The organism is Enterococcus massiliensis, from assembly GCF_001050095.1.
In the GTDB taxonomy this organism is placed as follows: domain Bacteria; phylum Bacillota; class Bacilli; order Lactobacillales; family Enterococcaceae; genus Enterococcus_C; species Enterococcus_C songbeiensis.
Genome location: NZ_CVRN01000007.1, coordinates 125,622 through 149,473 on the forward strand (window position 1 = coordinate 125,622; position 23,852 = coordinate 149,473).

Annotated in this window: 24 protein-coding genes and 3 pseudogenes; 9 read left to right on the forward strand and 18 right to left on the reverse strand. The window is 38.1% G+C overall.

Annotated elements, in window-relative coordinates:
* Positions 1–3: 3 nt before the first annotated feature.
* From BN1875_RS07840 to BN1875_RS07880, 9 genes are all read right to left on the reverse strand, one after another.
* Positions 4–468 carry a PTS sugar transporter subunit IIB gene (locus BN1875_RS07840; RefSeq protein ID WP_048604307.1) on the reverse strand — a complete coding sequence of 155 codons (465 nt, stop codon included), beginning with the start codon at positions 466–468 and terminating at the stop codon, positions 4–6.
* Position 469: 1 nt separating this feature from the next.
* Positions 470–928, reverse strand: coding sequence for a PTS sugar transporter subunit IIA (locus BN1875_RS07845; RefSeq protein ID WP_048604308.1), 459 nt, complete (start codon positions 926–928; stop codon positions 470–472).
* Positions 910–1,884, reverse strand: a complete 975-nt coding sequence (locus tag BN1875_RS07850) for an SIS domain-containing protein (RefSeq protein ID WP_048604309.1) — start codon at positions 1,882–1,884, stop codon at positions 910–912. Before BN1875_RS07850 ends, BN1875_RS07845 begins: the two co-directional genes overlap by 19 nt.
* Before the next feature lie 424 nt (positions 1,885–2,308).
* A complete protein-coding gene (locus BN1875_RS07855) occupies positions 2,309–3,619 on the reverse strand; it encodes an NCS2 family permease (RefSeq protein WP_048604310.1) in 1,311 nt (436 codons plus the stop codon).
* Positions 3,620–3,797: 178 nt separating this feature from the next.
* Positions 3,798–4,508: a serine hydrolase gene (locus tag BN1875_RS07860; RefSeq protein ID WP_053082154.1), complete on the reverse strand. Its 711-nt coding sequence runs from the start codon at positions 4,506–4,508 to the stop codon at positions 3,798–3,800.
* Positions 4,509–4,651: 143 nt separating this feature from the next.
* Positions 4,652–5,923 carry an NAD(P)H-dependent oxidoreductase gene (locus BN1875_RS07865; protein ID WP_048604311.1) on the reverse strand — a complete coding sequence of 424 codons (1,272 nt, stop codon included), beginning with the start codon at positions 5,921–5,923 and terminating at the stop codon, positions 4,652–4,654.
* 14 nt (positions 5,924–5,937) lie between these two features.
* Positions 5,938–6,546 (reverse strand): NADPH-dependent FMN reductase, encoded by a 609-nt coding sequence (locus tag BN1875_RS07870; RefSeq protein ID WP_048604312.1) that lies wholly within the window; start codon positions 6,544–6,546, stop codon positions 5,938–5,940.
* A 62-nt stretch (positions 6,547–6,608) separates the two neighbouring features.
* The gene (locus tag BN1875_RS07875) at positions 6,609–7,511 is read right to left on the reverse strand and encodes an FAD:protein FMN transferase (RefSeq protein ID WP_082147286.1); all 903 of its coding nucleotides are present in this window, start codon (positions 7,509–7,511) and stop codon (positions 6,609–6,611) included.
* A 329-nt stretch (positions 7,512–7,840) separates the two neighbouring features.
* Positions 7,841–8,209, reverse strand: a complete 369-nt coding sequence (locus tag BN1875_RS07880) for a pyridoxamine 5'-phosphate oxidase family protein (protein WP_048604314.1) — start codon at positions 8,207–8,209, stop codon at positions 7,841–7,843.
* Positions 8,210–8,488: 279 nt separating this feature from the next.
* Here BN1875_RS07880 and BN1875_RS07885 point away from each other — a divergent pair, with 279 nt between their 5' ends.
* Entirely contained in the window at positions 8,489–9,115 is a 627-nt protein-coding gene (locus BN1875_RS07885; protein WP_048604315.1) for an HAD family hydrolase, read from the forward strand.
* A 30-nt stretch (positions 9,116–9,145) separates the two neighbouring features.
* Here BN1875_RS07885 and msrA read toward each other — a convergent pair whose 3' ends face one another.
* Complete coding sequence (gene msrA, locus BN1875_RS07890; RefSeq protein WP_048604316.1) at positions 9,146–9,979, reverse strand: peptide-methionine (S)-S-oxide reductase MsrA; 834 nt, start codon at positions 9,977–9,979, stop codon at positions 9,146–9,148.
* Between the two features lie 519 nt (positions 9,980–10,498).
* On the opposite strand from msrA, the gene BN1875_RS07895 reads away from it, so the two are divergent.
* Complete coding sequence (locus BN1875_RS07895) at positions 10,499–11,107, forward strand: hypothetical protein (RefSeq protein ID WP_048604317.1); 609 nt, start codon at positions 10,499–10,501, stop codon at positions 11,105–11,107.
* A gap of 115 nt (positions 11,108–11,222) precedes the next feature.
* Here BN1875_RS07895 and BN1875_RS07900 read toward each other — a convergent pair whose 3' ends face one another.
* The 3 genes from BN1875_RS07900 to BN1875_RS07910 all read right to left on the reverse strand — a co-directional run bounded on the left by BN1875_RS07900 (position 11,223) and on the right by BN1875_RS07910 (position 13,613).
* Positions 11,223–11,732: a DinB family protein gene (locus BN1875_RS07900; RefSeq protein ID WP_048604318.1), complete on the reverse strand. Its 510-nt coding sequence runs from the start codon at positions 11,730–11,732 to the stop codon at positions 11,223–11,225.
* Positions 11,733–11,797: 65 nt separating this feature from the next.
* The gene (locus tag BN1875_RS07905; protein WP_048604319.1) at positions 11,798–12,199 is read right to left on the reverse strand and encodes a hypothetical protein; all 402 of its coding nucleotides are present in this window, start codon (positions 12,197–12,199) and stop codon (positions 11,798–11,800) included.
* Between the two features lie 340 nt (positions 12,200–12,539).
* Positions 12,540–13,613, reverse strand: a complete 1,074-nt coding sequence (locus tag BN1875_RS07910) for an iron-containing alcohol dehydrogenase family protein (protein WP_048604320.1) — start codon at positions 13,611–13,613, stop codon at positions 12,540–12,542.
* A 192-nt stretch (positions 13,614–13,805) separates the two neighbouring features.
* Here BN1875_RS07910 and BN1875_RS07915 point away from each other — a divergent pair.
* Both BN1875_RS07915 and BN1875_RS07920 read left to right on the forward strand, forming a co-directional pair.
* Positions 13,806–15,011, forward strand: a pseudogene (locus BN1875_RS07915) (ABC transporter substrate-binding protein/permease); the annotation flags it as partial.
* A pseudogene (locus tag BN1875_RS07920) lies at positions 15,002–15,595 on the forward strand (aminotransferase class I/II-fold pyridoxal phosphate-dependent enzyme); the annotation flags it as partial. The pseudogenes BN1875_RS07915 and BN1875_RS07920, both read left to right, overlap by 10 nt.
* Before the next feature lie 156 nt (positions 15,596–15,751).
* On the opposite strand, the gene lgt reads toward BN1875_RS07920, so the two are convergent.
* The 5 genes from lgt to rlmH form a co-directional block, all read right to left on the reverse strand.
* A complete protein-coding gene (gene lgt / locus BN1875_RS07925) occupies positions 15,752–16,576 on the reverse strand; it encodes a prolipoprotein diacylglyceryl transferase (RefSeq protein WP_048605301.1) in 825 nt (274 codons plus the stop codon).
* Between the two features lie 138 nt (positions 16,577–16,714).
* On the reverse strand, positions 16,715–16,909 hold the full coding sequence (locus BN1875_RS07930) for a hypothetical protein (protein WP_082147264.1): 195 nt from the start codon (positions 16,907–16,909) through the stop codon (positions 16,715–16,717).
* A gap of 527 nt (positions 16,910–17,436) precedes the next feature.
* Positions 17,437–18,558 carry an IS4 family transposase gene (locus tag BN1875_RS07935; protein ID WP_048603023.1) on the reverse strand — a complete coding sequence of 374 codons (1,122 nt, stop codon included), beginning with the start codon at positions 18,556–18,558 and terminating at the stop codon, positions 17,437–17,439.
* 272 nt (positions 18,559–18,830) lie between these two features.
* Positions 18,831–19,790: a restriction endonuclease gene (locus tag BN1875_RS07940; RefSeq protein WP_048604322.1), complete on the reverse strand. Its 960-nt coding sequence runs from the start codon at positions 19,788–19,790 to the stop codon at positions 18,831–18,833.
* Between the two features lie 166 nt (positions 19,791–19,956).
* The gene (gene rlmH, locus BN1875_RS07945) at positions 19,957–20,436 is read right to left on the reverse strand and encodes a 23S rRNA (pseudouridine(1915)-N(3))-methyltransferase RlmH (RefSeq protein WP_048604323.1); all 480 of its coding nucleotides are present in this window, start codon (positions 20,434–20,436) and stop codon (positions 19,957–19,959) included.
* Between the two features lie 362 nt (positions 20,437–20,798).
* On the opposite strand from rlmH, the gene BN1875_RS07950 reads away from it, so the two are divergent.
* The 5 genes and pseudogenes from BN1875_RS07950 to BN1875_RS13725 all read left to right on the forward strand — a co-directional run bounded on the left by BN1875_RS07950 (position 20,799) and on the right by BN1875_RS13725 (position 23,778).
* Positions 20,799–22,106: a S1C family serine protease gene (locus tag BN1875_RS07950; protein ID WP_048604324.1), complete on the forward strand. Its 1,308-nt coding sequence runs from the start codon at positions 20,799–20,801 to the stop codon at positions 22,104–22,106.
* A gap of 88 nt (positions 22,107–22,194) precedes the next feature.
* Positions 22,195–22,878: a helix-turn-helix domain-containing protein gene (locus BN1875_RS13710; protein ID WP_048604325.1), complete on the forward strand. Its 684-nt coding sequence runs from the start codon at positions 22,195–22,197 to the stop codon at positions 22,876–22,878.
* Complete coding sequence (locus BN1875_RS13715; RefSeq protein WP_197076049.1) at positions 22,869–23,294, forward strand: IS3 family transposase; 426 nt, start codon at positions 22,869–22,871, stop codon at positions 23,292–23,294. Before BN1875_RS13710 ends, BN1875_RS13715 begins: the two co-directional genes overlap by 10 nt.
* Before the next feature lie 18 nt (positions 23,295–23,312).
* Positions 23,313–23,645: pseudogene (locus BN1875_RS13920) on the forward strand (transposase); the annotation flags it as partial.
* Entirely contained in the window at positions 23,587–23,778 is a 192-nt protein-coding gene (locus BN1875_RS13725) for an IS3 family transposase (protein ID WP_197076051.1), read from the forward strand. The pseudogene BN1875_RS13920 and the gene BN1875_RS13725, both read left to right, overlap by 59 nt.
* Positions 23,779–23,852 lie beyond the last annotated feature (74 nt).

Genomic DNA, 23,852 nt, shown 5'->3' on the forward strand with positions numbered 1-23,852 from the left:
CTCCTATTTCATAAAATTTGTTGTTTCAATGGCCGCAGAAGGTACTTGTTGAATGAAGATGTTGATTCCCTTTTTTATCATTTCTTGAGTCGCCGCTAATTCTGATTCATTTAAATAAATCGCTTTTCCATAAGAAATAGAATTCTCCTTTTTAGCTATTCCACCAAAATTTATTGCTTGTACTTCTGGAACAAATTTAGTTAACTCATTTGCTTCTTTAGGACCTTTTACAAGAATCATAATATTATTATCTAAACATTTAGAAAGTACAGAGGATACCTCAGTAATCTTCACAATATCTAATTTACAGTCGGTCGGCTTTGCCATTGTAAGTGCCATTTTACTTAATGAATCTTTGACAATATTATCGTCTGCGATAATAATATGATTGATTTCCAGCTGTCTGGTCCATGAAAAAATTACTTGGCCATGCAATAATCGATGATCAACCCTTACTAACTTAATCATCTTATTTCTCCCCTTCCAAAAAATCATTAATACAAAATAAACTGCTTCTTGCATCTATGATTACTTTTCTTAAACTCTCTTGTGAAATTTCATCACCTGATTCTTGTAGCAATACTAATTCTAGGAGTAATGGAAAATTCACTCCGGCTACAGTCAAGATTTCATCGTTTATAATAAATTTTGTAGCGACATTAGTAGGCGTTCCGCCAACAATATCTGAGAGAATTACAACTTTTTTTGTTTCATTTCCGGCTATTGCTTTCCTTAAACTCCTCTCAAATTCTTCAATTGCCATATTTTCAGTGAAGCTCAAAGTGTCAATATTCTTACACTCACTATTCAGAACTAGTCTGACCGCATCAAGATAGCCCTTACATAAAGTAGCATGAGAAATAATAATTATTTGAAATTTGGCTAGTGTCATTTTTAATCCTATACTTTCTAATAATTTACTTGCCACATATATCGTCTCACCTCTAATGAATGCCCTCGTTGGAAAGCAAGCTCCTCTACCATTTGACGAATGACAATTCCGGACAAAATGGCAGCAATGTACTCTTTGGCAGACTCATCAATTGTACTCAAATCAAAATCCTTTTGATCAAGTATAAGTACACTCTTTGTATATTTTTCTATAAAATCATGTACTCTTTGATCTAAGTGACGTGTTTTACCAATACTTTTGACTAAAATAAACGGCACATCATAATCAGTGATCTCAAATGGTCCATGGAAATATTCTCCAGAATGAATAGCATTTGAATGAATCCACTGCATCTCCATGAACCAACAAGCTGAGGTAGAATAAATCTCTCCAAAATTTATTCCACTACCAATGGTATAAATGAGTTTATTTCTTTTTGAGGCTATTCCCCAGTTTTTTGCACATACTTCATATTTTTCTTTCGCCTTCGTTGACAGGTCATTCAAATTACTTAGAGCAGTCAAACAAGAATCCCATTTATCAGATTTCGTAAAGAAATTTAGAATACTAAAAAGTAGGCCATAAAAAATTCCTTTATTTAGGTCACTAACATCCGCCTCTACTCCCCAGTCATAGTGTAATGGAAATTCAGCTGCTTTCCATAATGGGGACTCTTCTTCATTTGACAAAGAAATTGTCATTGCTCCCATATTACGTGCTAATTTTGTTGCATTTATCGTCTCAGGTGTTGTTCCAGAATGAGAACAAGAAATAACCATTGACTTCTCATTCAATCGTTTTGGTTGATCGTAGATGAATTCATTAGCAGTATAAACACTAGCCGGAATGCTTAATTCTTTATCAAAAAGATACTGACCAGCCATTAATAAAGCTTGTGACCCCCCACATGCAACAAAATAAATCTGTTCAATTTCTCTTTCCTTCAAACCAATTATAATGCGCTGTATCTGATTCTGGTGTTCTTTTCTCATACTCTCACTCTTTCCCAATTAGTATTATAAAGTTATATAACTTTATAATACTAATTATATTTATTATGATTCATTTTGCAAGCTTAAAATACTTTTTTTCCTCCTCTAAAAACAAGTACGCAAAAAAAGTAATCAATATCAGAAAAATAATTCACACAATTACTTTTTTGATATTGATTACTCTTTCCACTTCTATGTCCACAATTTTTTTACAATACATTCACTCTTATACAGCTAGAGTACAAATTTCATTTATTGGGAACGTCTGCTTCAAGCGACCGCTTTCTGTAAACAAAAAACATTTCGTAAAAAAGAAATCATTGTATCCCCTGACGCTGTTTCTTCCATTTCAGCAAAAGCTCAAGAAACCAAACAAAATTTTTCGCAAAAAAAAAATCAGCCAAAGACTGATTTTTTCCATCATTTACACATTCAGAATCCACATAAATCCGATAAATACAAAAAACAATACATACATGATTGGTGAAACTTCTTTGCCTCGTTTTGCAGCGATCATGGTGATTGGGTAGAAAATGAAGCCCAAGGCAATTCCGTCTGAAATGCTGTAAGTTAGCGGCATGCCCAAAAGAATCAGAAACGAAGGAATGGCAATTTCCATCTCGTGCCATTTAATTTCTCGTAAAGATTGTGCCATCAAAACACCCACAACGATTAACGCTGGTGCCGTGACTTGTGATGTAACGACCGATAATAGTGGCGAGAAGAACAAGCCTAGGATAAAGAACAGCCCTGTCGTGATTGCTGTCAATCCTGAACGTCCTCCTACAGCAATTCCCGCTGAAGATTCCACATAAGCACCCACCGGAGAGGTTCCTAAAAGCGAACCCGCCAGCATCGCAGTTGAATCAGAAGCCAATGCTTTTCCGACACGAGGCATTTTATTGTCTTTCATAAAACCTGCTTGATTGGCTAATCCCACCAATGTTCCAGCAGTATCAAAAAAAGTCACCAATAAAAAGGTCAAAACAACGACCCATAGTTGCAGGGAATTGATGTCGCCAATGTGTTTGACTGCAACTAAAAAGGTAGGTGCTAAGCTGGGGGCACCGGAAATAATTTTTTCAGGCATTGAAATCAAGCCTGTAATCAAGCCTAGGACAGTAGTTGCTACCATTCCGATAAATATCCCACCTGGTACCCGACGAACCATCAAAATCGCCGTAATAACCAATCCAAAAATAGTCAGCCAAGTCGTTCCAACAGAAAAGGAGCCTAAACCAACCAGTGTTGATTCATTCGCAACGATGATCCCACCTTCGCTTAATCCTAAGAAGGCGATAAACAAACCAATACCGCCAGAAATGGCGTATTTTAAATCGGTGGGAATCGCATCAATAATCAGCTCCCGCAATTTAAAAATCGTAATCAAAATAAAAATCAGTGAAGCGACAAAAACTCCGGCCAATGCCGTTTCCCATGGAATACCCATTCCGACACAGACAGAATAGGCAAAGAATGCATTGATGCCCAAAGCGGGTGCGGTGGCGATGGGATACCGAGCAAGTACCCCCATTAAAATACAGCCGATTGCACTAGCTAAGGCGGTAGCAGTAAAAACCGCCCCTTCATCCATCCCCGAAGCACCCAACACCGTAGGATTGACAAATAAAATATACGCCATCGAAATAAATGTCGTAAAACCCGCCAAAATTTCTCGTTTTACCGTTGTATGTAATTTCTCGATCTCAAAGTAGGAAAGAATTTTTTCCTTCATTTGATTTCCCCCTAATCAACTAATTAATATTGTTCGTAATAAGTGCATATTTCTCTTAAAGAACGTATTTAATCATATATTATTCGGAATAATAAGTAAATATTGAATTGAGAATTAGCGAAGAATCCGAACGTTTCAAAAAATTGGCTATTAAAATGCCTCAATAATTTGTACTTCTTTACATTGCTGCCAGAGCAAGCTTGCCGATTGCTTCTCTCATCTTACTCTGGTCATAAACACCGTTTGACAGTACTACGATGGCAAAGGGATTATTCGGTGCAAAAACCAAACCAATATCATTTTCAACACCAGATAGTTCACCAGTCTTATTGGCAACGGAAATATTCTCAGGCAATTTACTTCGCAGTTTTGTTCCGATTTGCTGTCCCAATAAAATCTTCAGCATTTCTCCATAAGGGAATCTTGCTTTCTGACTATATATTCTTTTCAAAAATTCCATCGTATCAGGTAAAGAAGTGTAATTTTCAATTCCTTGGCTCTGTGCTTGAGTGTCCAACATCTTTCGCTGTATTTTTGTATCGGTGTATCCCGCCTGTAAAAAATACTGATTAAGGGCATCCATCCCGACTTGATCAATAATCGCATTGGTCGCCTCGTTGTCACTGATTTGAATCATCCGCTGTAACAAGCTGTTCAACGGCTCCCCATTTATGCTCCTTTGCAGATTCAACTGGTTTGCAAAAATATATTCCATAATGAAAACTTTGATTATACTTGCTGAAATCATTGGTGCCGAATACGCATTGGAGAGATATTCTTTTCTTGCAAAATAATAAATGCCATAAGCAACTTGTTTTGCCTTTGATTCGATCACCGATCCATCAAGCAAGGGCCTTGCTGGTTGTGAAATTGAGTCATGAGTAGCCATCGTCCGCCTCTTTTCTTCCAATTTTTCAGTCATTTGGATTAGTAATTAAGACTAATTGAAAAAATCCTCTTTATTTTAACATAATCTATGGTAAAGAGAAAAAAACGAACCCTCAAGGAGAGTCCGTTTTTCGTCTTTCTATCTTATTCTTTCACCGAAGCACTAGACACGCTGTCTACTGCTGGTTGTGGTGTTTCTTCCTTCGTAGAGGCACTGGATACGGCATCTACTTCTTGTTTTTCACTGGCGCCAGATACGGCATCGGTTTTCTTTTCTTGTTTGGAAGCACCAGATACAGCGTCCACGTCTCCCACCAATTTTTGTCCGGTTTGTTTCAAGTACCATTCAATAATTGGTTTGAAATCTAAAATGTATTCGTTGATTCCCGCATAGTTACCTTCTTCGTCGTGCATTGCTTGGTAATTGTGAACGATATATTTTTCAGGAACATGTTTTGGTACGTGTACCCGCACGACATCTTGTGCACCGGAGCGTAGTTGGGAGATAACCCAGCTAACATTTTTGTATGATTTTTCCGGATGGCATTTCGCAAGAGGGTTCCCTGGTTGCGCAGGTACCCGTGGTGCTAACATTTCTTCTGCTGGTTTGGTTTTATTATAATATAAGAATTGGTTGTTGCTGTCGGCATAGGTCAATTCCATCGGCATAGATTTCAGAAAATAATTCAATTGATCCACCGTCAAAATTCCGCGATCCAATTTCACATAGGTCTTTCCTTCTACCGCATTAACTGCTTTGGCTGCTTGTTCCACCCAATCGTCTGCAGTCATGTCAACGCCTTCGATCGTGGTGTCGATTTTTCCAGTCGCATAAAGGTCTTCTGGTGCAGCTTTTGGTTTTGGTCCTTCCAAAACGGCAACAACTTTTACGAACTGCACAAATTTCCCTAAGGTACTGCCAAGGAATTTCACCGTTCCTGGATCTTTTAATTCTTCGTTTTCATCAAAGGCTTCTTTGACCTTACCCAGCAAAAATTCATTTCCTGGAAAAACCATGGCATTCACACCGGGAGCATCCAAAATTTGGCGCAAGTGCAACTGTGCCCGCGAAGAACCTTGATCATAGTAAGAAGCCCCCACGATCATAACGGGTTTGTTTTCTAATGGATGAACTTTGAAAGAAAGCCATTCTAGGACACTCTTCAAGGCCGCAGGAATGGTGTGGTTATGTTCTGGTGTGGCAATAATCACGCCGTCTGCTGCTTTGATTTTATTGTTCAATCGTTGGATTACTTGCGTATTGGTTTGATCGTCACTTTGATTGAACATCGGAATATCTTTGATTTCAACGATTTCTAAATCAAAGAGTCCGCTAAATTGCTTTTTGATATATTTTAACAACAGCCGATTGTAAGACACTTCTGCTGCTGATCCTACGATACCGATAAATTTCATCTTACTTCACTCCTTTAAATTTTTTCCCAGTTAAAGTTTTCCGCTTCTTTTTTGTTGCTTTCATGCGCATGATTAAGTTGCGCCGTGATCGCCACAAAAGTTAAGAAGTCTTCAAACAGTTCTTCCAGTTTTTCCACTTGTTCTTGATCCAATAACTTGTCTTCACTATCAAAAGCTTGCAGCGAGTGTCCCAAAAGATATTCTGAGCTTGGCATGATTCGCGCTTTTAATTCAGGAGCATCAAGAATTTGACGTAAATGGGCCTGTGCCCGGGAAGAACCTAAGGTACCGTAAGATGCTCCGGTAATCATAACGGGTTTGTCAACAAAAGGAAAAATGCCATAAGACAACCAGTTTAGTGCATTGATCAGCGAAGCGGTCACCGCATGATCGTATTCTGGCGTGCTGATGATTACGCCATCTGCGGCATCAATTTTTTCAGCGATTTCTTTGACGACATCCGGTAATTGTTTATCCGCTGGTTTATTGAACATTGGAATATCCTTGATTTCAATTAATTCAACCTGTGCTTTATCTGAAAAATGCTTTTTAATAAATTTCAACAACGTCCGATTTGTCGAATTGTCTGAGTTGGTTCCTACTAATCCGATAAATTTTTTCATTTTATTACTTCCTTTCAATTGTTTTCTTGCAAAAACATCCTACCTCCGGATTTTTCCGACCCTCAGACGCTTACAATCCGTTCCTTTAATCCATTTGAATAAGCAAATTGCTCATCCTTGGTAATCAGTAACCCGTCAATTTTTTCCAACTGATTTAACGTGGTGAGAATTTCTTTAGAGGACTTGCCAAACAAACGTGTCGTCCAAATTTCTCCATCGATGGATTTCTCCGATAAAATCGTCAAACTGGCGACATCTGTCGTTGCCGGATAACCAGTATGAGGATCTAAAATATGGTGGTACGTGTGTCCGTTGCTTTCCAAGCTTCGTTCATAAATCCCTGAGGTTACGATTGATTGATTCAATGCTTTTATCGCAAGCAGCGAATGATTACGGGACAATTTTGGATTTTGAATACCAATTCGCCAATAATGATCGCCATGAATAGAGGGTCCCAAGACAACAATATTGCCCCCTAAATTAATCAATGCAGAGAAAACCTCCTGCTTTTTTAAATATGCAATAATCAAATCGGCAATAAAGCCCTTCGCCAGCGCCCCTAAATCAATCAGCATTCCTGGATGGGTCAAAAAAACCGATTGCTCGTCATCATTTAGCAAAATATTATGCGGATCTGTTTCCTCCAATAAGCGCTGAATCGTTTTCGGAGAAGGCACCTTCGCATCATCAAAGCCGATTCGCCAAGTTTGGACTAAGGGACCGATGGCGATATTTAAATTACTAGCCGGCGCACAACTGTGGTATTTTCCGATTTTGATCAGCTCATACAAGTCGGGATGCACCTTCACCGCTTGAATACCGGCATTTTTATTAACCACCATCAGCTCTGAATCCGAATCATTTGCACTGAAGCGCTGTTCATAATTTTTTAAACGAGCAACAACTTCATCCAAAATAGCTTCCGGAGCCTCATGTTCGATCTCGATGTCAATTACCGTTCCCATCAGCCGAACTCTTCGATTTTGCTTCACCTTTTTCCCTTCTTTCCTTCAGCATTTTACCGCCTTCACTCATTTCTAACTACACAAACGTTCCCTTTTCACAACAATCGAAATCGATTTCATTTTTTGTGAAAGGATAGCACTTCTAGTTGCAAAAAAAGCACTCTCCTCACAAAAAACAAACGAAGACAGAGATGATAATTGTGTTATCTTTCACATTTTCTACAACCCGATAATACTATTCACCAATATTTATGTCAATGGAATATGTAAAAAAATATATATTATAAAAAAACAGCCGTTGGTTTCAACGACTGTTTCTGTCTTTAGTGCTAAATTTTTTGCTCTACTCCGGTTGCCTCAATCACAAGTACGCGGGACAAAAAAGGAAACTCTTCCTTCATACGCTCCACGATTTCTCCGGAAGTTAAAAAGCTGGCTTTTCCTGATACATGAAATCCTGTGCCGGGTCCAACCAGTCCTTCCACTTCTCGACTACCAAGAGTTACTAAAACCTGATCGTTCACCGCTAAATCTTCTTCAACACTATGCATTCCTGCGGCAGGAATCAATAATTTGTTTCCTTCTACTTTGACATACGAATTCCAAGTATTGACTGCATGATAATCACTTGCGTTATTTGAAATAATCGTAACCACGCCTTCATGCTCTAAAACTGCTAGAAATGTTTCAGTAAACATCCTAAAATCTCCCATCTAATTAATGTATCTTACTGATATCATATTTTATATAAAATGTAAAATATCTCCCCTTGAAAGCCACCAAAAATAGAATGTTTTTCCTGACATACTTCTTTTATATACCTATTTCCTATTTTATTTCTGCACAGTTCTTTGCTGTAAACAAAGAGCTGTTTTGTTATTTCTGCTAAATCTGCTATACTTTTTACAACTTGCAGGAATGAAAACTAGTTGAATGTTAACGACCACTTGACGAGGACAGAAACGAGGAGAGATAAAATGATCAAGACGATTTTATTTGATGTTGATGGCACTCTTATCGACACCGAACAGGCGATTTTGCATTCCCTTAAAGAGCTATTGAACGAAGAATTGCACTTAATTGTTCCAGAAGCAGAACTGACTTTTGTTTTAGGAATTCCCGGTGAAAAAGCCTTGGAAAGATATAGTGATTCTCCAGCGGAACGGGCACGTTTGTTAACGATTTGGGTCGAAAAACTGGCGGCTCATTCAACGGATGTTCGGCTTTTTGACGGTATTGTTCCTCTTTTGACAAAATTAAAAAATACCGGGTACCAATTGGGGGTTGTGACCTCCAAATTACGCAACGAGTTGATAAAGGAATTCGCTTCTTTTGAATTGACGGATTTTTTTGAAGTTGTTGTCACTGCTTCCGATACAAAAAAACACAAACCAAACCCGGAACCAATTTTAAAAGCGCTGGAAGAATTACACGCTCGTCCAGAAGAAACGATTTACATCGGCGATTCGGTTTATGACCTGCGTTGTGCGCAAAATAGTCAGGTGGCGTTTGCCTTGGCTGGCTGGGGTGCCCAACCGGCAGAAGAATTTTCGACCCTTGAGAGGATTCTTTCTCAACCAAATGACTTACTGGCTGTTCCTTAATCAGAAAAAACAATCTTAGTTGTCACTACCTTACTTTTTTGCGCGCCTCTTGAAAATTTGCCGTAGTTTGCTTTTTAGCTGCTGGTAAAGCAAAAGCTGGTGTCGGACTCGTTTGATTTGTTTGTATCTTTTAGGTTGCTTTTTATAGAATTGTTGATGATAGTTTTCTGCCGGCCAAAATGTGTCGGCTTTTTTGATTTGGGTCACGATGGGCTGCTTGTATTTTTCTGATTCGATCAACTTGTTTTTTGATTTTTCCGCCACTTGTCTTTGTTTCTCATTTTGAACAAAAATAATCGGTTGGTATTGCTCGCCACGATCTTGAAATTGTCCAAAAGCATCCGTTGGGTCCGTCAGCTGCCAATACAGTTCCACCAATTCTTCATAGCTGATAATCCGTCTGTCAAAAATAATTTCCACAGCCTCAACATGTCCTGTCAGCCCACTACTGACCTGATCATAGTTGGGAGAAGTCGTGTCCCCTCCGGTATAGCCGGATAAAACAGAGACAATGCCACTTTGGGTTTCAAAAGGTTCCACCATGCACCAAAAACAGCCACCGGCAAAAATTGCCCGTTCCTGATAATCAAGGTTTGACAATGTATGCTTTGACCAGTCAAAGTTTTTTTCACCAACAGGGTCGTTGGTGATTTGTAAATAAAAATCAGCGACATCCGGCGTCAAATTATTTCTAAGGGCAAGGGGTCGCAAAACTGCTTCGAGAGCTGCGATTTTATCCCAAAAATTCTCTTTGTCCTCCAAGTCATTTTTCGTTTCCACTAATACCTTGCGCTCCCACTCGCGGGTATTGGGATTGAGGATCAGATTATAAAGTATATTTGTTACTTTTTGCTCATCTTTCATTTCTACACCTCCTCGTAAAAATCCGGTTTTGCTGAATGGTTGCTTTCTTTTACTATTACTATACGTTATCAGGCTAAAAGGTGACCAATTAAATGATTGTTTTTTGTCGTAGAACGTAGAACTCCATGAGAAGATTAAATTTTCCGAAAAGTCTATGCTTTTTCCCTTTAATTTGCTATGCTTGAGCTACTTTTTATAAAACAATCGTTTTAATTCCTGCATCTGCTTAACTTGTGAAATGGAAGAATACTAACAAACGATTGTCTCGAATATGAAAATTTATTACATCATTACGAACAAGGATGTCACTTCCTCTTTTTTCAGGTTATCTAGTGGAATGAGGATAGGGCGTGTGAATCAGATTAAATTTTCTGTTAAGAAAATTTATTACATCATTACGAACAAGGATGTCACTTCCTCTTTTTCCAGGTTATCTAGTGGAATGATATACGGCGTGAGAATCAGATTAAATTTTCTGTTAAGAAAATTTATTACATCATTACGAACAAGGAGCACACTATGCCTTATATTTATCTTTTTTTAAGTGCAACAGAAACCTATACTTCAAAAGCGATCCGTTTCACCACGGCTGAAACATTTACCCACGTTGCTTTATCCTTTGATCCTAGCCTATCAAAAATGTACAGCTTTGCCCGTACGCAACCCCTTTTCCCTTTACCCGCTGGCTTTATTGATGAAAATATTGCCGTTGGTTTTTATAAAAATCATCCTGATACCCCTTGTCTGTTGCTTCGATTGCCGGTAAATCAACGCTCTCTGCAATTGGCACGTCAACAAATTTTCGCCATGCTTACGATGCGCAACAAATATCGCTACAATCTACTTGGTCTTTTTTTATGCAAGTTGAATATTGAAAACAAACGACCTTGGCATTTCTTCTGCTCACAGTTCGTGAGTGAAATTTTAGAAAATTCCCAAGCAATCACGTTGCCAAAGCGTCCTTCCCTCATGCACCCTGCCGACTTTTTACAGTTGCCGGAATTAGAATTAATTTTTGAAGGCACCTGTGGTCAATTGCAACAAAATTTGGCCTTGGCTTCGATAAACAAGTTAGCTGGCAGTCAGACACCTACGTACACGCAACAGCTATTAAAGGTAGTTGAATAATTTTTTCTAGATACAGTCGTAAAAAAAGCCGCTTTCCTCTACAGGAACGCGACTTTTTGCATGTTATCTAAATTTATTTAAAGAATCCACTAATTTTTACTTTTTCGAAGACTATTTATTTTCCGATAACCAATCTTCTTGTATAAACTGCCTGACCAGAATGCATCACGGCATCATCGATTGCAGAAACCAATCGGATTTGTCGAGTAACTACTGGTGTCCAATTCGTATCTATCACCTCTGCAAGTTCATCTTCTTTGACAGTTTCAAAATAAGATGTCACAAAATCCACACTGGCAGTCAAATAATCAAGCAATAACTTTTTATCCGTTACCACTACTTTCGCTGCTTCCTCCGGTGTATGACGCCAATCTTCTGTATCATCAGGCAGATCCAACGCAAATTTTTCACTCCAACCAGCACTTACCCACAGCGGACTACTTCCATTCAGCTCTGAAATTTGAAAATCCAATTCCCGCGCAGTATGCCAAACAAGCCATGTGACCGATTTAATCAAGGGTGCCGGCATGGTATTTGCCTCAGACACACTCATCTGCCCCAATGTCTCCTCCAGCCGCTCTTGCCCTCGTTTTAACATATCGATTGTTAATTGCGTGATTTTCATTGTGCACCTCCCATTTTTTTGAAAATGACTGCCTTACGTATTTATTCGCCTAAAAAGAATAGTTCTTAAAAATAATCGCTAGGTTCATTTTTACTTAGAATCAACAACTGATGAATAATGGTGTGCTTGCCATAATTGGTATTCATAATGTAATCTCGCCAATAAAATTTCTTTTCGTGTTCCATGTAATCACTAAAAGGTACCTTGATCCCGGACGCCAGTTCACGTACTAAAAAAGCCATCCGCGCATCTAAATACATGACTTCTTTAATATATTCCAACTTATTCTCTGCTTCCAAGTCTAACGTTTTGCGCATTCTTTCCTGTAAAAAACTGAAATATTCATAGTATTCTTTCGGAATTTCCTCCCGTTCATCTTCCGCTAAAAATTCCTCGCCTGACCATCGTTCTCCAGCATCAATGATTTTTTCATCCAATGTGCCTTCCCATAAATAATCCCATTTCATTACAGATTCCTCCAATAGTTGAATGTCGAATATAGATACCTTTTTAATAAAAGAGCCTCATTCATGCGTAAAAAATTTTCAAAACAATAAAAAATCAGGTGCTTTTCTTGTTTCTTTATTATTCCCACTCATTTACCTACGATTACTATTGGAATAACTTTTCTTACCAATTATATATTCAGTATAGGGTGGTTTTCTTTGATTATAGTAAACAACTGATTTTTATTCAAGTGATGGAAGATAAAATAACTCTCAGATGACTTTATGGATAAAAATTTTAGACATTTCATCAACAAAAAAATCACTTCACCTTTATTTTTTGAAGTGAACAACACTAACGTTATTTTGTTCCTACCCACGCTTCTAAGTCCAGAATAGCTTGTTTAATCCTTTCGGTTGTGATTGTTTCCTTCATAAAATGGAGGGTTTCATCTGCTACTGCCCGTTCAGCGACTTTATCGTACTCTTCCTCTGTTAACTCCATGTTCATATCTTTTAAACAGGTGGGTAAGCCTAACTCACGATAAAAAGGAAATAAAAAATCAACCTCAGACATTTTTTGCTGGATGACTAATTGAACGAATACACCATACGCCACTTTATTGCCATGTAATTGGGTATGACTTTCGGGAAGAATCGTCAAAGCATCATGAATCGCATGAGCACCCGATGTTCGCCCATACTCATCCCCAAAACCGCCCACCATTCCGCCAACCAGTATATTTGTTTCAATCACATTTAGAAATGCTTGATTCACTGTTAACTGATCCATTGCCAGTAAAGCATTTTTGCTATTTTCCAACAAAATATCCCGACATTTTTTAGCAGCAAATTCGGCAACTTGAATCTCAATTGGCTTTACGGTTAATTGAGAAATAATTGCATCTGCTTCGTACCATTTCGCTAAAGTGTCATCGATTCCTGCAACCATCAATTCTTTTGGCACATGTAAAATAACTTCCGGCTCAATTAACACCAAGGCATTACTTATTGGGAATACATCAAAGCGTTTCGTCGAACCATCGGGATGATACATAACGCTTAGTGGTGTATAGGCAGCACATGTTGCGGCCAGAGTCGGTAGAATAAGAATTGGAATACCGGAAACATGTGCAGTAGCCTTTCCTAAATCAGCAACTTTCCCGCCTCCTACTGCGATAATTGCCTCCCATTCATCTTTTTTTACCATTTCGGCTAATTCTTGGGTACACTCATCAGTGCATTCTCCACCATAATAGACAAAATGTGTCTGTATCGTTTGTAACTTAGGAAAATAGGGCTGGGCGGCTTTCCAAGATTTTTTCCCATGAAGAACCATTACCTTTTTTAGATTTCTTCTAATTAAATGATTTTCTAATTCATCCCATGCATGGGTCTTGCATTCATATTCTTGCGGTGCTCCTCGAACGATCAATGATAATGTCGTACATTCTCCTCCTTATACTTTCGTGACATTCCAATTTTTTTGGTTTACTTATGAAAAGCTCTTTCCCTCTCACTTAATCTATGATATGATAACTCTCATCCAAAAACAATAAATATTTATTCATTATTTTTGTTTTTAAGGATATTTATGTATTTTTAGAATTAAGGAGGAGATTCATTAATGAAAAAAATTTACGCCATAATACTTTCTCTATTTTTTGCTATATCCACCGTTATTCCAGTATCTATCGCATCCGCGGAAGAGACCGACCCAATCTATGAAGACATTTTAAAAAAGGGGGAACTCGTAGTAGGTCTTTCGGCTGATTATGCACCCTACGAATTTCACACTGACATTGACGGAAAGGATACGATCGTTGGATTTGACGTATCTATCGCGCAAAAGATTGCTGATGATCTTGGCGTAGAATTGAAAATTGAAGAATTTGGATTCGATGCGCTACTTGGTGCTTTAAAAACTGAAAAAATCGACTTAATTATTTCCGGCATGGCTCCAACACCTGAACGAAAAAAAGAAGTTGCCTTTTCTGATTCCTATCAATTGGTTCAACAGCGGGTCGTTGTTAGAAAAGAGGATCAGAAAAAATTCAAATCCGTCAATGATTTTGATGGTGTCAAAGTCGCAGTTCAAAAACAAACGACACAAGAAGCGTTAGCACAAAATGAGTTGATAAATTCCATCCCGACTTCGTTACAGAAAGTACCCGATGTCGTTATGAATCTTACCAATAATAAAGTCGATGCCGCTATTTTAGAAGGTCCGGTTGCCGATGTTTATATTGAACAAAATAAAGAGCTGGCTTTTACTGATGTTTCCTTTACTAAAGGTGAAAAAGAAACAGCCATCGCAATTTCAAAAGAAGCCCCCGTTTTAGCAGAAAAAGTCAATGCTTCAATTAAAACAATCAATGACAATCACTTGTTAGATGGATATAAAAAAGATGCTGCTGCTCTCATGTTTACTGATGACCAAAGTTTCTTACAAAAATATGGTAAATTTTATCTAAGTGGGGCTGGCTATACCTTGTTTTTGACATTTATCGGTGTATCCTTCGGCGCTGTTTTAGGTGGTATCCTTGCATTAATGAAATTAGCGAAATCAAAAATTCTTCGCGGAATAGCGATTGTTTATATCGAATACGTCCGCGGCACACCTCTGTTGGTACAAATTTTTATTGTTTACTTTGGGATACCAATTTTATTTCAAGGTATCTCTACCCTTACAGAGCCGATTGGATTAGGCACCGTAAATTTAGATCTGTCAAAAGTTGCAGCTGGCTGTATCGCACTTTCTCTAAACAGCGGTGCTTATGTAGCTGAAATCATTCGTGCAGGAATCAATGCTGTGAATAAAGGACAGATGAAGTTTATGAAGCTTTTTGTTTTTATGATAATTTTGTTCCCATGGCAACATTTGCACCAGAAAATACTATTACTTTTAGCAGTTTTTCAAAAGCATTTGCAATGACAGGCTGGCGAATCGGCTATATGATTGCACCCAGCTATATTAATGATGTTGCCAAATTGATTAATGAAAGTCTGACTTATTCCGCCCCAACACCTTCTCAGCAAGCAGGAATCTATGGATTAACCCACTACGAAGAATTGGTTCCTCCCATTGTAAGTGTATTTAAAGAACGGCTAGAATATGTCGGTCAGCGGGTTGAAAAAATCCCATTTCTTTCCTTACATCCAATCAAAGGGAGTATGTACGCATTTATCAACATCGAGAAAACAGGTCTAACCTCTGTTCCCTTTGTCGAAAAGGTGTTAAAAGAAACCAAGGTCCTTTTAATTCCCGGAAAAGCCTTCGGAGAAACTACTGGTGATTCCTACGTCAGACTTGCAGCCACACAAGACATGGCAACATTAAAAGAAGCCTTTGATCGAATTGAAGCTCTAACATTTTTATCAGAAACTCGCGAATTCTCGGCTAATTTAGCAGAGTAATTGTTATCCTACCTATTTAATAAATAATCAGGAGCTTGTGCAAAATGGTTGGCAATGACTTTTCGATAATTGAAGTCCACCGATAAATTCACTGTAAACAAGCTCCCATGAAATACAAAAACAAGGTCAATGATGTTCGCCATTGACCTTAAACTATTAGAGAAGATTTACACTTTGATGCTCCAAATACCACGTTCCTTGTTTCTTGATTCTGCGGAAAAAGACAAGATGCGCAGCCACGATAAATAGTAGAACCGACAGTAGTTGTGAAACCCGCAGATTCCCGGTCAAATACAAACTGTCCATTCGCAAACCTTCGATAAAAAAGCGACCCATTGAGTACCACATGATATAGGTCAAAAAGATCTCTCCATTTTTAAACAAATTTTTCCGATGACGTAGTACTAAAATCAAAATAACGCCCGCAAGACTCCAAAGTGATTCATATAAAAACGTCGGTTGGTGATAAGCACCAGCAATAAACATATTTTTTATGATAAAGTCAGGTAAATGCAACGATTGCAGAAAAGACAACGTTGTTTTAGGCCCGTAAGCTTCCTGATTCATAAAATTTCCCCAACGGCCAATTGCTTGTGCCAGTAATACACCGGGAGCCAAAATATCTAAAAATGTCCAAGAGGAATACCAATGCAGACGATTATAAATCAAAAGTGTTAACCCGCCCGCAATTAAACCACCATAAATCGCTAGACCACCATTCCAAATTTGAAGGATTTCTCCAAGATGGGCACTGTAATAGGACCATCGAAACAGAACATAGTACAGCCGTGCACCTAAAATACCGATTGGCAATAACCAAATGACAATCGATGAAAAATAGTCTGCTGGAATCCCTCGTCTTTTTCCTTCTCTCTCACTGAGAATATACGCCATAATCACGCCAAAACCAATAATAATCCCATACCAGTGAATATGAATTGGTCCTAGCTGCAACGCAATTGATTCGATTGCAAGTAGCAAAATTTCCACCCCATTTAAATTTTGTTGCTCGTTAAACAACTTAGCGTCAGTTTACACAAAAAAACTCTCAGCAAAATTGATAAGTATCAACTTTCTAAGAGTTTCGGAATTTTTTACCGTCTTTTATCTATACAACTGTCAGTCTAGTCGAATTGGTTGTAGTGCCGCTCGCAACGAAACGGTTGATATAGGTTTTTTTACCTCGATAATGACACTTTGAGAAGGTACATCCAAACTTACCTTTCCGACATCCTCCAGTGAGATCAATTTGAAAAAGACCTCTTTTGCTTTACATGTACAAATCATCTGCTTGATTTTCACCGTTTGTTTCATATCCATCCTCCTTTCCTTTGTGAAATCATAACCGATCTCAAACAAAGGTGAATTGATTTGTATCAAGTAATTTTATAATGTGGAAATTCATTGAAAAACACTACTTTTAGATCCAATCGAACGAATCGTCGGTTTGAAAAACAGCTAACTTACAATTGAAATTTGTTGTCGGAAGAATTAAACGCCAAAATAACTAATCAGTTTCTTACGGATAACTTGCGGCTCAAGTTTAATAGCATTCAAACAGTCAATTTTTACCATCTTTTTTGCACCCAATAAATAAAATAGAGTTGATTTCTCGACCATATAAAATAACGAGTTCCCGTAAGATTATTCTCCGTTTCTAAAAATGTATACTATGAAAAATATTACTAGTGTTGCATAGATAATATCAGAATAGTCTGAAAATTAATTCTCGTTAAAAATTGCCAAAAAGTCGAGTGCTTACGCAACGGATGACTATTTTTCCAGAAATTACACGTTTATTCAAATGAAAACTAAGAGAGACGACGATAAAACAATGAGAATCAACCTGATCTATGAAGTTCCAACCAACTTTCAGCTGGCTCGAACATCAGATAATGAAAGGATCTTTTCAACTGAAAGAGTGTCGCTGTCGTTTCAAGTTCAATCTTCACCATATAGGTTAGAAGGGATGCAATAAGGGTAAGTATCACTTGATTTATTGCACCTTGTTCACTTCGTGAATAAAGATGTTTGATGGTTAGATTCTGTTTCAAATGCTTAAAGAAAAGTTCAATATGCCAGCGTGCCTGATACATGTCTGCTACTTCATTTGGCGTGACATCAAACCGATTGGTTACAATTCGTAATAGTTTTTGCCCGTTTGTTAGTACAGTGACTAATCTGAATCGTTCAGTGACATGATTGACACCACCACCTAGAATGACGTGCTGATCACTAATAATTTTACCATCCGTTGTTTCAGGTTTAGTCACATCAATTTGATCTAGAATAGTGATTTTAGTATTACCCTTTATTCTTGTCACAAAGAAATAGCCATCTCCATGCAGTTTATCCAGTAATTTGTAATCGAAGTAACCCCGGTCAACGACATAAGTTGCTTCTGTCTTATCAGCTAACACTTCGAACTGTGTACGATCGTGTTCACTAGCGTTTGTGATGGTGAAGCTTTCTGGATATTGATTGTTCTCATCGAGGTAACAGAGATTCAGATGAAGTTTGATTCCAGACTTCGTCTGGCGAAACTTAGCCCAGGGAAACCATGCTTTGTTTAGTGGAATTGTTGTTGAATCAATGATTTGTAGGCTTGTTGTCTTTGAACTGGGTCTTTGTTGGGATATTTTTTTTACCAATTGCGTGAAAATCTCCATCAAAACGTTTTGATCAATTTTTGCAGTTTTACGAGACAGCGAGCTGTAGCATAGTGACTCAATGCCCACTTCTTTGCATAATCGTTGATCTAAAAAAGCACGATTGATTTCTCGATAGCTGGGTAAGTCCTCATAAACTGCGTGAAGAAGGATCTTTAAAGCTGATCTAAAATCTAGTTTCTTACTGTAATAATCGAATGTTTGAATTGAATTTTTGGCATTCTCAGATAAATTATCAAGATTTATTGAAGAAAGCCATTTCTGAAATGATGTTTTTAAGTTATACTTATCCATACGTAGGTCCTTTTTATTGGTCTTGGATAAGTCATCCAAGAGTAGTATAAAGGATTTTTTTGTGCGTGAATAGCTTTAAATCAAGGATTTTACAAGTTAGTATTTCTTTGCAACACTAGTGGAAAAATATGAACTTACATTAGCCAACCAAAAACAGCGTAAAGAAAGGATATTTAGGAAGCTTATAATAACAATCTTAGACTTGCATTAAGCCAAATTAATTTTAGAAAAAATGACTGATACTCACTTATACTAGTTGTAAACATAGATTTTCAAAGCTCATTTTCAAAGTAATCATTATCTATACGAAACTGCTTATAGACTTTGGCTACTTCTATTCCTACACCATATTGCATCATCAGTTCAGTTAACTTGATTCCATCAATTAACACAATTCCCTGATTTTTAGCAAATTCCTGTGCACCACCAGAAAAACCGGATGTAGTAATAAACACACCACGATCAGCATTCACACCTGCCAAAGCACCATAAAAAGACTGAATAGCAGGGCGACCAATTGTATTTCCTTCCATGTATCGTTTCGCCTGGATATAAACTGTACTTGTTCCCAACGGATCTTGGTTGATGATTCCATCAATTCCGCCATCATTTATCCGATTTGTTACTTTGGCATCCCCATTTTTGCCGCTGTATCCCATTGCTACAAGCAAATCAACAACCAGCTTTTCGAAGAAAGAAGGCTCTACCTGCCGTACTCTATCTAAAAGTTCAATAGCTATCTCATTATTCTGATTCGTAATCAAGCTTTCCACTTCTACTTTTACATCTTCCTGATTAGTTTCAGGAATAGGTGCTGTATTACCAGTACGTTCATTTCTAATGGCCAACTCCTGTTTATAATTCTTGAATGCCGGAAGCTCCTCCAGGACTTTCTTAGTAAGCGTGTCTCCGTATTTATTTAGTATCGATATACCATCATCGATGATTTTGTATACACCACGTCTTGGACGTTCGACTAAGTCTGCAATGTATAAGCTACTGATTGCCCAACCAATTCTATCAATAAAGATACTCATACTATTATGTTGGTTAGGATAGTTTATCTCAAGTATATGCGGAGGGATTTGAAGATAGTTAGTTACACTTTCTTGGATTACATTCTTTGTCACTTCTTCTCCGTCCTGAATTACTTCAAGTATATACGGAATTAATGCATCATGAGTTGGAATACCATTTGCTGATTGTTTTAACTTTTGCCAATCTCGGTTCATTATGTGCCTCCTATTATTTTTACTCTTTTCATGTTTATACTAAAAAATAAATCTGATAAGACATGATCAAGTACCCTTTCATTTTAGTTTTCACATATTATTTTTCAGTAACAACTGATATATTCTCTTACTCTAAAATCTCTAATAATTTATAATTTTTTTCTCCCTACTTATGATACGGTTCTCCCCGATTTATCCGAAATGCGCGATAAATTTGTTCCACCAAAATCAAACGCATCAATTGATGGGGATAGGTCATTTTTCCAAAAGAGATTTGAGTATCACAGCGGGTCAACACACTGTCTGCCAGACCAAGGGAGCCGCCGATGACAAAAGTTAAATGGCTTTTCCCCTGAATCCCCAGCTGATCGATTTGTTTGGCAAAGGCTTCACTGGAGGGGTTCTTGCCATTAATAGCAAGGGCATAGACATATTCAGTGTCTTTAATTTTTGCCAAAATTCGTTCCCCTTCTTTTTCTTTGACCTGCTGCATCTCTGCCTCACTGAGATTTTCCGGAGCTTTTTCGTCGGCGACTTCTACCAATTCGATTTTGGCATAGGCGCCCAAGCGTTTGACGTACTCGGCAATTCCTTGTACCAAATATTTTTCCTTCAATTTTCCAACAGAAATAATTTTTATGTTCATAATCTACTCCTTATTTTTTATCGAGCCTTGTTATTCTTTGAGATACACACAAAGTTATACACATTAGTCACAGGTTTATCCACAGAAACAACCATAAAAAAGCCTATTATTTAAGTATTTCTAAAGCAAACGTATGTTTCGGTTAGATTTATCCCCTTTATCCACAGACCTGTGGATAAAACTAGTGAACTTATCCTCTTACTTATTTTAGCCTTTTCCACATGATTTGTGGAAAATATCTCCTCATTTTTACACTTTTTTCATCGAACCTTTTTCATAATTTTTTCAAATTCTTTCATTAGACTAAAATCAGCAATAGATACTATACTATTAATAAGAATAATTTCTTAGGAGGAATACAGATGCAAAGAAAAGAAGTAAATCCTGAATCCAAAAAAACTTCCGGCGGTTTTCTAAAACGGTTTGCCGTTGGTGTGTTAGGTGGTGTCGTCGGGTCTTTGATTATCGTTGGTGCTTTTTACCTACTTAACGGTTCGGGAAGCAATCCCACCAATAGTTCTGGGACAACAAATAATGCCGGCGAAACAGTAGTCAGCAACGTGAAGGTCAATGTGGACAGCGACATTACTTCTGCCGTGGATAAAGTACAAGATGCGGTGGTTTCCGTAATTAATCTGCAAAAACAATCCCAAAGCTCTGAATTGAGTCCATGGGGCGGAATGTTCGGACAAGAAGAAGGAACCGAAGAATCTTCTGACTCCAACTCTTCTGGAGATTTGGAAGAAACCAGTGAAGGCAGTGGAGTAATTTATAAAAAAGATGGTAAAAATGCTTATGTCGTGACGAACAATCACGTAGTAGAAGGACAAGATGGATTGGAAGTCGTTTTAAAGGATGGCACAAAAGTAACAGCTGAATTAGTCGGTACCGACGCTTACACAGACTTGGCGGTTTTAAAAATCGCTTCTGACAAAGTTGATACAGTCGCAACATTTGGTGATTCCAGCGAACTGAAGGTCGGCGAACCTGCGATTGCAATTGGCTCACCATTAGGTTCCCAATACGCAAACTCTGTGACTTCCGGTATTGTTTCGTCAATGAATCGTCAAGTAACCAACACGACCGAATCTGGACAAACAGTCAATATCAATGCCATTCAAACAGATGCGGCAATCAACCCAGGAAATTCCGGTGGTCCTCTGGTAAATGTTGAAGGACAAGTTATCGGGATCAACTCCAGTAAAATCGCCAGCACTGCCAGCTCTTCTTCTGATGTCAGTGTGGAAGGAATGGGCTTTGCGATTCCAAGTAACGATGTAGTAACAATCATCAATCAATTAGAAAAAGACGGAAAAGTAACTCGTCCCGCTCTAGGAATCACGATGCGCGACCTTTCAACGATTTCTTCTGGACAACAAGAACAAATCTTGAAAGTTCCTAATTCATTGACTAATGGTGTCGTCGTTCTCTCGGTTGTAAATGCAACACCTGCTGAAAAAGCCGGCTTGAAACAATACGATGTAATCACAGAAATTGATGGTAAAGAAGTGACTTCAACAACAGAATTGCAATCTGCACTGTACAAGAAAAAAGTGGGAGATTCTGTAAAAATTACCTTCTATCGAGAATCAAAAAAACAAACCGTAGATGTCGAACTTTCCATCGATCAAACAACGTTACAAAATTCTCAGAGTGAAGGAAACAATTAATACCAAATAAAAAAAGTTGCGGTTAGTGATATGCTCCCCCCTATATAGGACACTGAAATATAAAAGTCCTGTATAGGGGGGATTTTGTATGCCACAAAGAAAGATGAAACTCACTCCAGAAAAACGAGTAGAACTAGTAGAGAGCTATTTGAATGGTGAAGACAGTATGACCAGCCTAGCTCGCACTGCAGGCATTAGTCGGGCTGCTTTAAGTAACTGGATTATGCTTTATGAGAATGGGGGACCTACTGGCTTATTAGCAAGACGGAAGAATACACACTATACGATTGAAACAAAGATTCAGGCTGTAAATGATTACCTAAATGGTTTAGGGAGTTTGTCGGAAATTACTAAGAAATATGGACTAAGACATCTTAACCAACTACGAGATTGGATAAAGATATATAATACTCATGGAAACTTCAAAACAGAAAGCGGTGGAAGTCAAATGAGTCAATCAAGAAAAACAACCTTCAAAGAACGAGTGGAAATTGTCCACTATTGTATTGTGCATGATCATAACTATGGTAAAACGGCTATCAAGTATCAGGTATCGTACCAACAGGTACGTAATTGGGTACTAAAATATGAGGAAATGGGCGAAGCCGGCCTAAAAGATCGCCGAGGACATCGAGCTGGAACAGAACCCAGTCGGACACCTGAAGAAGAAATGCGTGATCGACTGGCTGAACAAGAACGCAAAATCAAACGGTTAGAAATGGAAAATGATCTCTTAAAAAAAGTCAGGGAGTTAGAAAGGAAGTGGGACTAGAACTCATCCGTCATATCTTTGAATACCAAGCAATTAAGGAACTCCATGATCTCAAAAGTTATTCGATAAAACGAATGTGTGATTTTTTACACGTCTCCAGATCAGCGTATTACCGTTGGTTAAAGCAACCAAAACCAGCTCAAACTATCTTTAACGAGCACTTGGCAGACCTAGTAAGATATATCTATGAAGCAGATAACGACAAGGGGTATCGGAGAATCCGCGACGATTTGGTCCAAGACTTTGGTTTGCACGTCAATGACAAAAGAGTATTGCGGATTTGTCGTAGTCTTCAAATTAAATCTACCGTCAAACACCATCCAAACGGAATTACAAAAGCTTCCAATAATCCTTATCATATTGCCAAGAACTATCTAAATAGAAATTTCCATGCAGATAAACCAAATGAAAAATAGCTAACTGATGTCAGTGAATTCAAGTACACTCTAAAAAACCAAGTAAAGAAAATTTACCTTAGTGCCATTCTAGACTTAGCAGATCGGCGTATTGTTTCATTCATCATTAGCGATAGAAATGATAATAAGTTGGCTTTTGATACCTTTGACGAAGCGATTCGACTTGAGCCTGAGGCTCATCCGCTATTTCATAGCGATCGAGGGTTTCAGTACACCAGTAAAAACATGAGAACTAAAATCAAAAATCAAGGGATGAAACAAAGCATGTCTCGTGTTGCCCATTGTATTGATAATGGGCCAATGGAAGGGGTTCTGGGGAACATTGAAACGAGAAAAATACTATCGTCATAAATTTACAAGACGCGAAGAACTCGTATCGATGATCGAAGATTACATCAACTACTATAACAATGGTCGTTACCAACGATGCTTGAAATCCAAAACTCCATTACAAGTTCACCAACAGCTTTTAATGGCAGCGTAATAATCGTATCTCTTAGCTGTGTGAAATGTCCTTTGTTTCGCACAGCTAAGAGATACGCAACCGAGCGCAGCCGA

Bases quoted from the DNA above. Each gene is read 5' to 3' on its own strand.
- BN1875_RS07905 (WP_048604319.1), bottom strand. From the start codon at position 12,199: ATGAAATGGGATTATTTATGGGAAGGCACATTGGATGAAAAAATCATT.
- BN1875_RS13710 (WP_048604325.1), top strand. From the start codon at position 22,195: ATGCCACAAAGAAAGATGAAACTCACTCCAGAAAAACGAGTAGAACTA.
- BN1875_RS07865 (WP_048604311.1), bottom strand. From the start codon at position 5,923: ATGAAATTTATCGGTATCGTAGGATCAGCAGCAGAAGTGTCTTACAAT.
- BN1875_RS07880 (WP_048604314.1), bottom strand. From the start codon at position 8,209: ATGTTTACTGAAACATTTCTAGCAGTTTTAGAGCATGAAGGCGTGGTT.
- BN1875_RS07860 (WP_053082154.1), bottom strand. From the start codon at position 4,508: ATGGCTACTCATGACTCAATTTCACAACCAGCAAGGCCCTTGCTTGAT.
- BN1875_RS13725 (WP_197076051.1), top strand. From the start codon at position 23,587: ATGGGCCAATGGAAGGGGTTCTGGGGAACATTGAAACGAGAAAAATAC.
- rlmH (WP_048604323.1), bottom strand. From the start codon at position 20,436: ATGAACATAAAAATTATTTCTGTTGGAAAATTGAAGGAAAAATATTTG.
- BN1875_RS07870 (WP_048604312.1), bottom strand. From the start codon at position 6,546: ATGAAAAAATTTATCGGATTAGTAGGAACCAACTCAGACAATTCGACA.
- BN1875_RS07855 (WP_048604310.1), bottom strand. From the start codon at position 3,619: ATGAAGGAAAAAATTCTTTCCTACTTTGAGATCGAGAAATTACATACA.
- BN1875_RS07875 (WP_082147286.1), bottom strand. From the start codon at position 7,511: ATGGGAACGGTAATTGACATCGAGATCGAACATGAGGCTCCGGAAGCT.
- BN1875_RS07900 (WP_048604318.1), bottom strand. From the start codon at position 11,732: ATGAAAATCACGCAATTAACAATCGATATGTTAAAACGAGGGCAAGAG.
- BN1875_RS07850 (WP_048604309.1), bottom strand. From the start codon at position 1,884: ATGAGAAAAGAACACCAGAATCAGATACAGCGCATTATAATTGGTTTG.
- BN1875_RS07930 (WP_082147264.1), bottom strand. From the start codon at position 16,909: ATGAAACAAACGGTGAAAATCAAGCAGATGATTTGTACATGTAAAGCA.
- BN1875_RS07840 (WP_048604307.1), bottom strand. From the start codon at position 468: ATGATTAAGTTAGTAAGGGTTGATCATCGATTATTGCATGGCCAAGTA.
- BN1875_RS07895 (WP_048604317.1), top strand. From the start codon at position 10,499: ATGCCTTATATTTATCTTTTTTTAAGTGCAACAGAAACCTATACTTCA.
- BN1875_RS07950 (WP_048604324.1), top strand. From the start codon at position 20,799: ATGCAAAGAAAAGAAGTAAATCCTGAATCCAAAAAAACTTCCGGCGGT.
- BN1875_RS07885 (WP_048604315.1), top strand. From the start codon at position 8,489: ATGATCAAGACGATTTTATTTGATGTTGATGGCACTCTTATCGACACC.
- BN1875_RS07935 (WP_048603023.1), bottom strand. From the start codon at position 18,558: ATGGATAAGTATAACTTAAAAACATCATTTCAGAAATGGCTTTCTTCA.
- BN1875_RS07940 (WP_048604322.1), bottom strand. From the start codon at position 19,790: ATGAACCGAGATTGGCAAAAGTTAAAACAATCAGCAAATGGTATTCCA.
- msrA (WP_048604316.1), bottom strand. From the start codon at position 9,979: ATGAAAGATGAGCAAAAAGTAACAAATATACTTTATAATCTGATCCTC.